At 53.9% G+C, this 11,314-nt stretch carries 8 protein-coding genes and 1 pseudogene; all 9 read left to right on the top strand.

Translation table 11 applies throughout. The features are described from left to right. On the top strand, nucleotides 1-2,112 hold a 2,112-nt coding region (locus PFU01S_RS21250), incomplete at its 5' end, for a DUF2345 domain-containing protein (protein WP_042139922.1). A 40-nt stretch (nucleotides 2,113-2,152) separates the two neighbouring features. Next, complete coding sequence (locus tag PFU01S_RS21985) at nucleotides 2,153-3,862, top strand: alpha/beta hydrolase (protein ID WP_081783978.1); 1,710 nt, start codon at nucleotides 2,153-2,155, stop codon at nucleotides 3,860-3,862. Continuing rightward, nucleotides 3,849-4,829, top strand: coding sequence for a T6SS immunity protein Tli4 family protein (locus PFU01S_RS22245; RefSeq protein WP_154665216.1), 981 nt, complete (start codon nucleotides 3,849-3,851; stop codon nucleotides 4,827-4,829). Before PFU01S_RS21985 ends, PFU01S_RS22245 begins: the two co-directional genes overlap by 14 nt. An 11-nt stretch (nucleotides 4,830-4,840) precedes the next feature. After that, nucleotides 4,841-5,212, top strand: a complete 372-nt coding sequence (locus PFU01S_RS22240; protein ID WP_154665217.1) for a hypothetical protein — start codon at nucleotides 4,841-4,843, stop codon at nucleotides 5,210-5,212. A 214-nt stretch (nucleotides 5,213-5,426) separates the two neighbouring features. Then, nucleotides 5,427-6,305, top strand: a complete 879-nt coding sequence (locus tag PFU01S_RS21245; RefSeq protein WP_028687930.1) for a T6SS immunity protein Tli4 family protein — start codon at nucleotides 5,427-5,429, stop codon at nucleotides 6,303-6,305. A 212-nt stretch (nucleotides 6,306-6,517) separates the two neighbouring features. Beyond that, nucleotides 6,518-9,248 (top strand): annotated as a pseudogene (locus PFU01S_RS21240) (type VI secretion system Vgr family protein). Further along, on the top strand, nucleotides 9,245-10,234 hold the full coding sequence (locus PFU01S_RS21235) for a DUF2515 family protein (protein ID WP_248694610.1): 990 nt from the start codon (nucleotides 9,245-9,247) through the stop codon (nucleotides 10,232-10,234). Before PFU01S_RS21240 ends, PFU01S_RS21235 begins: the two are co-directional and overlap by 4 nt. Further along, entirely contained in the window at nucleotides 10,227-11,084 is an 858-nt protein-coding gene (locus PFU01S_RS21230; protein WP_028687943.1) for a hypothetical protein, read from the top strand. Before PFU01S_RS21235 ends, PFU01S_RS21230 begins: the two co-directional genes overlap by 8 nt. 36 nt (nucleotides 11,085-11,120) lie before the next feature. After that, a partial coding sequence (locus PFU01S_RS21225; protein WP_042139920.1) for a hypothetical protein occupies nucleotides 11,121-11,314 on the top strand: 194 nt, incomplete at its 3' end.

Genomic DNA, 11,314 nt, shown 5'->3' with positions numbered 1-11,314 from the left:
AACGACACCCTGCCCGCCCTCGCCCCACAGCAACTGCCGTTCCACACCCAGAGCGTGACCCAGAAGCAGGACGGCATCACCCAGTGGAGCACCGGCTCGCAGTTGCTCAGCGGCAAGCTCAACTGGCGCAGCGTCGACTACCTGGCCCACAGCCAGCCGCGGGAAAGTGTGATGCCAGCCTTGCAGGCCGCCTCTGCCCCTGCCGCGCTGGAGCGTTACGAATACCAGGGCCAGTACAACTGGCAGAAACAGGAGCGCGGCGACTGGCTCAGCCGCGTGCAGATCGAACAGCACGAATCCCAGGCCCGCCGCGTGCACGGTCAGGGCGGCGTGCGCCAACTCGAAGCCGGTCGCTGGTTCGAGCTGACCCAGCACCCGCTGTACGAGCGCAAGGCCGCCGAGGCCCGGCAGTTTCTGCTGATCGAGGTGCAGTTTTTTGCCGAAAGCAACCTGCCCATGGCCCAGCAGCGCCGTGATGCCCCCGGCAGCCTGGCACCGCTGTTCAAGACCGTGCGTCCGGCGCCGGACGATTCGCTGCTTGGCTCGGTATTGAGCGAAGCCTCCTACGGTTTCTTCACCAGCCACTTCGAAGGCCAACTGCGTAGCGCGCCCTACCGCAGCCCGTTCGAGCACGGCAAGCCCACCTCGCCTGGCCCGCAGACCGCCGTGGTGGTCTCGCCCAGCGGCCATGAGCTGTTCACCGACAGCCTCAACCGCGTCTGCGTACGCTTCCACTGGGACCGCCTCAGCCAGCAAGGTGAACTGAGTTCGTGCTGGCTGCGCATGCTGCAACCGAGCAGCGGTCCTGACTGGGGTAGCGTGCATGTGCCACGCGCTGGTGAAGAGGTGGTGGTCACCTTCCTCGACAACGACATCGACCGCCCGCTGATCATGGGCCAAGTGTACGGCGGCCATAAACCGGCCTGGCACTCCAGCGGTTTGATGAGCGGCTACAAGAGCAAGGAAATCGGCGGCGGCGGCTTCAACCAGTGGGTGATGGACGACTCCACCGGTCAGGTGCGCACCCAGCTGCACAGCAGCCACGGCCATACCCAGCTCAACCTCGGCTACCTGATCGACCAGCGCGGCAACCACCGCGGCGCCCTGCGCGGCACCGGCTTCGAGCTGCGCACCGACGCCTACGGCGCCCTACGCGCCCAGCAGGGTCTGTACCTGAGCACTTGGAAGCGCAGCAACGCCCAGGGCGCGCAGCTTGATATCAGCGAAGCCCAGCAGCAGCTGCAGAACAGCGAGCAACGCCTCAAAACCCTGTCCGATACCGCCAAGCAGCACAACGCCGACGCCCTGCAAGCCGGCCTGGACAGCCTGACCCAGCTCAACGCCGATGCCGACGTCACTTATGGCAACGACAACAGCAGCCCGAGCCAAGGCCCGAGCGAACAGCAACGCAACGGCGGCGACACCGCGTGGGCCATCCGCAGCGGCGGACGCGGCAAGACCCCGGGCTACCAGAAGCCACTGCTGATCGCCTCCTCCCCGGCCGATATCGCCACCGCCACCCCGCAGAACACCCACTTGCACAGCGGCAAGCACCTGACTGTGAGTACCGGTGAAGACGTCAGCATCGCCAGCGGCAAGTCATTGCTGGCAAGCGTGGTGCAGAGCATCAGCCTGTTTGCGCAGAACGCCGGGGCCAAGTTGTTTGCGGCCAAGGGCAAGGTGGAATTGCAGGCGCAGAACGACGAGATGCTGTTGACCTCGTTGCAGAACATGAAACTTAGCTCGACGGCGGCCGGGATCGAGATCGCCGCCAAGGACGGGATTCTGCTGACCAGTGGTGGCGGTTACATTCGTATCAAGGGCGGCAACATCGAAATCCATGCGCCGGGAACCATCGATGTCAAAGGGGCAAAAAAGGTCTTCAGCGGCGGCACCAGCCTGTCGCACAGCTTCAATGAAATGCCCAAGACCGACTTTGCCGACCCGTATGTGATCAAGAAGCTCAGCACCGGGGAGCCTGCGCCGGGGGTGAAGGTTGAGGTGACCCGGGCTGATGGCAGCGTGATGCAGTATGTCTCGGATGCGGCTGGGAAGATTCCGGTGCAGCAGAGTCAGATTGCTGAGTTACTGAATATCCGGGTGCTGGATTAAATTTCACGAAATAACGCGCCGCCGGTATAAGGATTGGAAAATGATTAACCCATTAAAACTAATAACCATATTAAACGCTGACGGCAGCAGAACAGCTAGCACTACGCTTAGCGAGTCCTCTGAGCAGCGAGAAAAAGTCGTTGCAGTAAAGACTAACAAAGTAGTCCCAGTGGTTTTCATTCCAGGAATTATGGGAACCAATCTTTGGAATGCCAGGACGAAGAAAGTAGCATGGATAGCTCCCAATACGGACACCGTTCCAGCAAAATTTGCTGCTATCGGTTCTTTTGTGTCAGCTCTCTTTAGTTCCGCAAAAGACAGACAAAACGATCTTGATGGCCGAAAAGGAATGATTACGGTCCACCAAGACGGCCCAATTCGTACAGAAGACTTACGGGAACCCTTGAGTAAAGAAGAACTCAAAAAGCGCGGATGGGGTGGCATTATGCGTTCGGCATATCATCCAATCATGATTTCTATCCAAAATGAAATGAACACAGTCATGCTTGACCAAGTACTGCAGGGATGGTGGAAAGATCATAGCGATCTGCAGCCCGCAGACTGGGGTGACTGGAACAATAACCCCCCCTTGTCTGCCATCGAAAATTCAGCAGAATTAAAGCACGCAGCAGATATAACTTATGAAGTCTGGGCAGGCGGCTACAACTGGCTCCAATCTAACAAAGACTCCGCAAAGGATATAATGGATTTAATTGACAACAAAATACTACCCAATTATCCCACAGCAGAAAACGTTATAATCGTAACTCATTCAATGGGCGGCTTAGTTGCTCGAGCGATGGTAGGCGCATATCGCTACGAGAAAATTTACGGAATCATACATGGAGCGATGCCTGCAACAGGCGCCCCTGCCGCGTATCGTAGAATTAGAGCGGGATTTGAAGGTGAGGGGATCGAGGGCTTCGTAACGCGACAGATTCTGGGGCCTACAGCCAAAGAAACTGTTGCCGTTTTAGCATATTCGAGAGGTGGACTAGAACTCCTTCCTGCTGCAAACTATAACGATGGTAAGAAATGGTTATTTGCTAGAAAAAAGAAAAGCAAATATCTGGCCAGTAGCAACCAGAACGAAAAAGACTTTATTATGCTCCCATCAGCAGGTGATCCTTACGAAGAAATATATAAATCACAAAAATGGTGGGGATTGATCCCAAAAGAGTCTGAAGCTCTCATTGACCCAAACGAGTTTCAAGATGATGATGAAGAAATCACATTCGGCACCCCTCAGGGCAAAAGAGCGATTTTTGAAGAAAATATTAACAACACGAAAATATTTCACGACTCAATAAAAACAGCCTATCACCCGTTCACATACGTTCACTACTCAGCCGAAGCAGAGGAGGAAAAACTTATAACATGGGGTGACATAGTATGGGAGTCAGATTGGGTGGGCTGGGAGGATCCTCAAACACTGAGCATTACGAGTGACGACTATACCGGAAATATTGAGCTTGGTGCTGGTCGTAAATTTACCTTCGGCCCTAAACTTACCCCCGGCGACGGCACCGTTCCAGTTTCCTCATCCGCAAGTTCAAGAGCTTTCCCAAATGTGAGAGCAGCATTCGCTCACGGAAAAAACTCAATGGAACACCCAAATGCTTGTAGAACTGGCGCCTATAACCGAACTGCTGGCTACGAGCACCAGAATGCCTATAACGATCCGGACGGACGGACGCTATACGCCACGTTATATAGCATAGTGAGGCTCTCCACCCATGTTGAACTTTGATATTTACCAAAACTTAACGCGCACATTAAAAGTCTTTAGCGTTGTCGCAATGTTTTTCTCATCCACTGCCGAGAGCGGGGAACTAGGCATGAACAGTCAATCAAATACATTTTACTTTGGCCGCTACTCTATCTCGGCCCCTACAGATGGGTCAGGCATCTGGACGTCATATAAAATAATCCAGAAAGACCTGCAGTTCATAAGCAAAAATGGAAAGCGAGATATCAATATAAAAGTTGACGAATCCATTGCTGAAATCAATACACTTCATAAAGCGGGATACAAAGCATTTGACCAGAAAATTCCGCTAGATGGCGGAGGCATTATTGTAGTATCCAAATCAACAAATTATGATTTTGACATATACTATCTAACCTCCAGCAATACTCTCTATCGCCAAACTGTAGAATCTATTTCAATAGATGCTTTCGATAAAGCCGTAGGGCTTGCGAAAGACTTAAATTCAATGATTCATTACCGCCATCCAAATTCAAATCCTCCCGAAGGTACTTTCGCTATAGATGCGGGTTATCTGACCCTTCCTTCCGATAAGTATCCTGAGCAAGTTTCAATAGGCCTACCCATTTCCACAACACCAGGGATTCATGTCATTTTCGACACGCAGGTAATACGAAAGCCCGAACCTGGATTGATCGAACGTTACGAGCAGCGCACTGCAGGCCGTGTAACTCCAATGCTTCAAAAAATTCTTACAAGCTCCAAAATTTTGAGAAAAACGAAAAGAAAAGTTGCGGGAATAACATTCGAAGAACTTTTGCTAAAGACCAGAGCTAACGATCGAAACTTCTATTCATTTCGCATAGAGTATCCGGGCACACCAAAATCGAGCAGAGAACCCTATACAGTTCTCGAAATGAGCACTCTGGACGAGGGCGAGACTTTCAATAGTGACGAGGATGCCCTCAAGTTCTGGGACACCTTGGTAGACAGCGTGAAACGAATATAAGCTACGTTGTTATGAACCTGACTTTCGGCACCCCACTTTCGCAAACCGGTCGCCTGCTGCAACTGACCACCCCGTTGGGTGCCGACCAACTGCAGGCCCTGCGCGCCCATGGCGTCGAACGCGTCGGCCGCACCACATGGAGAGATATTGTTTGGAGGTCTAGCTGGATAGGCTGGGGCGACATTAATGAGTTTAAAATAACTAAAAATGATAGCACGGGAACCATTGAACTCGACGCTGGATATAAAGTCACCTTTGCGCCAAAGTACTCCCCCGGGGATGGTACAGTCCCCTTATGTTCATCAGCGAGCTCCAGAGACTTCCCAACCACCCGGGCGGCTTTTGCACACGGAAATAATAGCACACTAAATCCAACAGCTTGAAGGCAGGGAATCTACAACAATTCGACTGGCTATGAGCATCAAAGCTCATATAACGACAAAAAAGGTCGCACTTTATTTGCCACACTCTACAGTGTCGTACGAGTATCCCAACATGTCAATCTTTAGAAGCCGAAACAACCACCAACACTTCCGGCAAGTAATATTGATTATTGCCCTTGCATTGATTTATTGCGTAGCCGCTGGAGCCGAAAACATGCCAACCGAGAAAAAAAGTTTTTACTTTGGGCGCTACTCTTTTGCCGTTCCTACCGACGGAAACGATATATGGTCCTCATATGACGTGGTGAAGAAAAGAATCGAGTTCATCAGCAAAAATGGCAGGCACGACCTCCCTAAAAGCACTGCAGAAATAATCGCGACAATAACTCGCAAGCATAATGCTGGTTACACCGACGCATACGATCATACACTTCCGCTTGACGGCGGAGGCGCAATTGTAATATTTAAAGGTCACAAGTACAGTTTTTATATTTATTACTTAACCAAAAACAATACACTCTATCGTCAAATAGTCGAATCCATACCGTTCAGTGCTTTTGACAAAGCGGTCGCAAGAGCAAAAGAACTGAACAGCCTCATCCACTATCGGAATCCCGCAGAGCGCCCACCCAACAACACCTTTGCGTTAGAGGCCGGGTACATGAATTTGCAGATTAACAAATTCGATGAAAAAGTTTCAATTGGATTACCTGTATCGTCGATACCCGGAATTCACTTGACTTTCGATACGCAAGTTATTGGAAAACCAGAGCCGGGACTTCTATCGAGGTTTGAAGAGAGGTCCGCGGGTGCTTTACCTCTTCTAAAAAATCTCCTAACACGCTCTAGCGTCATCAGGAAAGGCAAAAGAAATGTTGCTGGGTTGAATTTTGAAGAACTTTTGATAAAGTCCAAGGCTGAAGGGAAAAACGTCTATGCATTCCGACTGGAATTCCCGGGCACACCTGAACTCAGCCTGGAACCTTATACAGTTCTTGAACTTAGCACAGTCGATAGCGGCCCAGGTTTTGAGAGCGACGAACAAGCCATCAAATTTTGGGATGAGCTAGTAGAGAGCTTAAAGCGGATCTAATTCGGCAAAAGAGCTGCGGCGTGTAGGTTAATGTATTCCTTTTCGCATCCCGCAGCGCTACCACTGAACTCAAACGCATGGCCCAGGAACGCGCCCAAACCGAAGCACGCCTGAAAAAAATGGGCATCGCCATCGATGAGGACTACCAGGACCCGCCTATCAAGGCCCTGGAATAACCACCCGATCAGCCCCCACTCAGGAGACCTCTTGTCATGGACCTGACCTTCGGCACCCCGCTTTCGCAAAGCGGCCGTCTGCTGCAACTGACCACCCCGTTAGGGGCCGATCAGCTGCAAGCCTTGCGCGCCTACGGCGTCGAGCGCGTCGGCCGCACCCCGCGCTACACCCTCGATGTGTTGGTGCAGGACACCGAGTACGACCCGGAAAAACTCATCGGTCAGCCCGTCAGCCTCGCCCTGCTCTGCGACGATGGCAGCCAGGCTCAACGCCATGGCCTGGTCGAGAGCGTGCGTTACCTGGGCAGCGACGGCGGCCTGCACGACTGGCAGCTGGTGTTCGCGCCCTGGTTCAGCCTGCTCGAATACCGTAGCGACTGCCGCATCTGGCAGGACAAGACCCTGCCCACCATCTTCGAGTCGGTGTTCAGTCAGTACGAACAAGCCAAGGGCAACTACCGCCTCGACCTGCGCCGCGAGTACGCACCGCTGTCCTACGTCACCCAGTTCAACGAGACCGATGCCAACTTCGTCCAGCGCTGGTGCGAGCTCGAAGGCATTTTCTTGTACGTCGAGCACAAGGCCGACAGCCACTGCATCGTCTTCACCGACAGCGTCGATACCCTGCCCGCCCTGGCTCCGCAACAAGTCCCGTTCCACACCCAGAGCGTGACCCAGAAGCAGGACGGCATCACCCAGTGGAGCAGCGGTTCGCAGCTGCTCAGCGGCAAGCTCAACTGGCGCAGTGTCGATTACCTCGCTCACAGCCAGCCGCGTGAAAGTGTGATGCCAGCCTTGCAGGCCGCCTCTGCCCCTGCCGCGCTGGAGCGTTACGAATACCAGGGCCAGTACAACTGGCAGAAACAGGAGCGCGGCGACTGGCTCAGCCGCGTGCAGATCGAGCAGCACGAATCCCGGGCCCGCCGCGTGCACGGCCAAGCCGGGGTACGCCAGTTGCAGGCCGGCCGCTGGTTCGAGCTGACCCAGCACCCGCTGTACGAGCGCAAGGCCGTCGAGGCCCGGCAGTTCCTGCTGATCGAGGTGCAGTTCTTTGCCGAAAGCAACCTGCCCATGGCCCAGCAGTGCCGTGATGCCCCCGGCAGTCTGGCACCGCTGTTCAAGACCGTGCGTCCGGCGCCGGACGATTCGGTACTCGGCTCGGCCCTGAGCGAAGCATCCTACGGCTTCTTCACCAGCCACTTCGAAGGCCAGCTACACAGTGCGCCGTACCGCAGCCCCTTCGAGCACACCAAGCCCACCAGCCCTGGCCCGCAGACCGCCGTGGTGGTCTCGCCGAGCGGCCATGAACTGTTCACCGACAGCCTCAACCGCGTCTGCGTAGGCTTCCACTGGGACCGTCTCAGCCAAGACGGTGAACTGAGTTCGTGCTGGCTGCGCATGCTGCAACCAAGCAGCGGCCCGGACTGGGGTAGCGTGCACGTGCCACGCGCTGGTGAAGAGGTGGTGGTCACCTTCCTCGACAACGACATCGACCGCCCGCTGATCATGGGCCAGGTGTACGGCGGCCATAAACCGGCCTGGCACTCCAGCGGTTTGATGAGCGGCTACAAGAGCAAGGAAATCGGCGGCGGCGGCTTCAACCAGTGGGTGATGGACGACTCCACCGGTCAGGTACGCACCCAATTGCACAGCAGCCACGGCCATACCCAGCTCAATCTCGGCTACCTGATCGACCAGCGCGGCAACCACCGCGGCGCCCTGCGCGGCACCGGCTTCGAGCTGCGCACCGACGCCTACGGCGCCCTGCGCGCCCAGCAGGGCCTGTACCTCAGCACCTGGAAGCGCAGCAACGCCCAGGGCGCGCAGCTTGATACCAGCGAAGCCCAGCAGCAGTTGCAGAACAGCGAGCAGCGGATCAAAACCCTCTCCGACACGGCCAAGCAACACAACGCCGACGCTCTCCAAGCCGGCCTCGACAGCCTCACCCAGCTCAACGCCGATGCCGACGTCACTTATGGCAACGACAACAGCAGCCCGAGCCAAGGGCGGCGACACCGCGTGGGCCATCCGCAGCGGCGGACGCGGCAAGACCCCGGGCTACCAGAAGCCACTGCTGATCGCCTCCTCCCCGGCCGATATCGCCACCGCCACGCCACAGAACACCCACCTACACAGCGGCAAGCACCTCACCGTGGGCACCGGCGAGGATGTCAGCATTGCCAGCGGCAAGTCATTGCTGGCAAGCGTGGTGCAAAGCATCAGCCTGTTTGCGCAGAACGCCGGGGCCAAGTTGTTTGCCGCCCAGGGCAAGGTCGAATTGGAAGCGCAAAGTGATGCCATGGAACTGACTGCGCTGCAAAACATGAAGCTCACGTCGCTGGAGCAGTTGATCGAGATGTCGGCACAGAAAGAAATTCTGCTTACGAGCGGGGGAGCCTATATCCGCATCAAAGGCAGCAATATCGAGGTGCATGCGCCGGGAACCATCGACATCAAGGGAGCGAAGAAAACGCTGGATGGACCGGCCAGCATGGAGCACTCGTTCAAAGAGCTTCCAAACGGTCCTGACTCGGGCATGTATGACGAGCAGAACAAATTTATGACCAATTTCGGCGTTCCACTGGAAAACGTAGCTGTCGAGTTCGACATTCCTGGCAAAGGCAAGCGGGTTTACTTCACTGATCAGGAAGGTATGACACCGCGCCTTTTCAGCGACACACCCGACACAGCCAAAATGCGACTTGTACCCGATGAACTCGTGGTACCGGCAGGGGCTGACAAATATGTGCCGAGAAAAAAACAATGAACCAAAATTTCAAATTCAATGAGCAAACTTGCTCTACAAACCGCCCCAACCTCCATTACAACGAACTATGGACCCTCGACCAGCAAGAAGCGGTACGGCGGCTATCGGTGAAAACCCGCATCGAATTCAAAGACACTGCACGCTATGAATTAATCAAAGACTTCAGCACGAGAGCAGAACGCATCGCCGGCAATTACGCGCGAATTTATCTTGAACTTGAAAAAAATGGCAAACCCGAACTAAAAGGCCGATTCTATTGGACTGGGCTTGCTGCGTTCGCAAGCAAGCAAGTCATGTGTGCACTGGACTACTCAAGCAATAGCAGATGGCGCTGGACTGTGGCAGCCGCGCCTTTTTTTGACATCACCATGATGCACTTGGGGGAAGGAAACTTCTGGCTGTTCCAGGATATTTTTGTATGGCACTGGTTTTACATAAACTACCCTCACGAATTCAACAACGCCGTCCCGGAACGAAATTGGAATAGCTATATTTGCGAATTCAAAGATACATTCCAAAAGCTTCCTTGGGCTGCTGACGCACTGCCCAAGGTGAATTTTCTAGCAAAAACCCCGCCACTTGAAGAAGGCTTTGCACTCATTCAGCAAGTTGAACGCGTAAAAGATTTGCGATCGCGCAGGGATCTCCAATTAGCATCATTGATGAAAATCGCTGACCACGAGCAGCTTTGGATTCTGCAGCCGCTCATTTACGAGAACTGGGACTTCCAGTTGCTTCTGGATGGGCAGGCAAAGATGGAAGTTAAGTTAGGTGTGCCTCGCAGATTGGCAGCATTCAGCACGCAGTGTGAAACCGGAAACCCAGAGCTTGATGTAACCATGACCAAAGGCGATCTATATAACGACAAAGACAGGATGAAATTCATCACAAAAATTGCCGACAAATACCACAAACTTATGACCACAGACCAGAAATCAATGGAAGAAGTAATTGGCACGATAGCCACCTGGTGGGATCATGCGTAAAATAATTTGCGCCATCATCTTCATCACGCTGGCCGCCTGCGGAGACTCGAATATGAACGAAGAAAAACCAGTCATCAGATCCGATCTGAATGGCACCATTGAAAATATGTTATCGAGCTCCACTGCCTCTTTTGACAAAGACTGCAATTCCAGCTTGTGTTTTTATGACTTTGACATTCCCGCAGAAAGCACTAACAAAGCGACAGCGTTCCTCACATCGAGCGAAAGCTCACTGGTTTTTAACGATGTTATAAGCGCAGTATTCATTACGCACAACGGCAGCATGATTACCGACACCAACATTATTCTGGGGGGCGTGACTGAGAACGCCAAGCACACCGAGGCCGCTATTTATTTTTATGAAACACTAGATAAAATGAAATCCGCAGGATGGCAGCGCTACATTTTCCCTGGCGAAGCGAGAATATCAGGAGCTGAAGCCAAAAGATTTGATCGGTTTGATGAAGTGCTAGGCGTACCTACCGTCACGGGCCCATGGAAAGACCCTGCGTTGAAATTAGACCAAACGGATTGGCTGGCCATGCCAACGATTAACAGCTGGTATCTCTATAACAATGGCAATTATTTGCAGCTTCGTGTGCAACGCAAAAACAGCCTGCAAGCACCACAAGACCGCGGCACCTATTTATTTTCGCTTAATTTCCAAACAGAAGCCGAATTCTATAAAAGCTTCGTCGAAAGTGACGACCGTGAACGATGGACCACCCTCCTCCCCGCCGAACTCAAACGCATGGCCCAGGAACGCGCCCAAACCGAGGCACGCCTGAAAAAAATGGGCATCGCCATCGATGAGGACTACCAGGACCCGCCCATCAAGGCCCTGGAATAACCACCCGATCAGCCCCCACTCAGGAGACACTGTGTCATGGACCTGACCTTCGGCACTCCGCTTTCGCAAAGCGGCCGTTTGCTGCAACTGACCACCCCGTTAGGGGCCGATCAGCTGCAAGCCTTGCGCGCCTACGGCGTCGAGCGCATTGGCCGCACCCCGCGCTACACCCTCGATGTGCTGGTGCAGGACACCGAGTACGACCCGGAAAAACTCATCGGCCAGCCCGT

Source organism: Pseudomonas fulva NBRC 16637 = DSM 17717, assembly GCF_000730565.1.
GTDB classification, from domain to species: Bacteria; Pseudomonadota; Gammaproteobacteria; order Pseudomonadales; family Pseudomonadaceae; genus Aquipseudomonas; species Aquipseudomonas fulva.
This window is presented reverse-complemented; position numbering and strand designations above follow the sequence as displayed.

What these genes read in the sequence shown, in the direction of transcription:
- PFU01S_RS21985 (WP_081783978.1), top strand. Translation starts at nt 2,153, where the DNA reads ATGATTAACCCATTAAAACTAATAACCATATTAAACGCTGACGGCAGC.
- PFU01S_RS22245 (WP_154665216.1), top strand. Translation starts at nt 3,849, where the DNA reads ATGTTGAACTTTGATATTTACCAAAACTTAACGCGCACATTAAAAGTC.
- PFU01S_RS22240 (WP_154665217.1), top strand. Translation starts at nt 4,841, where the DNA reads ATGAACCTGACTTTCGGCACCCCACTTTCGCAAACCGGTCGCCTGCTG.
- PFU01S_RS21245 (WP_028687930.1), top strand. Translation starts at nt 5,427, where the DNA reads ATGCCAACCGAGAAAAAAAGTTTTTACTTTGGGCGCTACTCTTTTGCC.
- PFU01S_RS21235 (WP_248694610.1), top strand. Translation starts at nt 9,245, where the DNA reads ATGAACCAAAATTTCAAATTCAATGAGCAAACTTGCTCTACAAACCGC.
- PFU01S_RS21230 (WP_028687943.1), top strand. Translation starts at nt 10,227, where the DNA reads ATGCGTAAAATAATTTGCGCCATCATCTTCATCACGCTGGCCGCCTGC.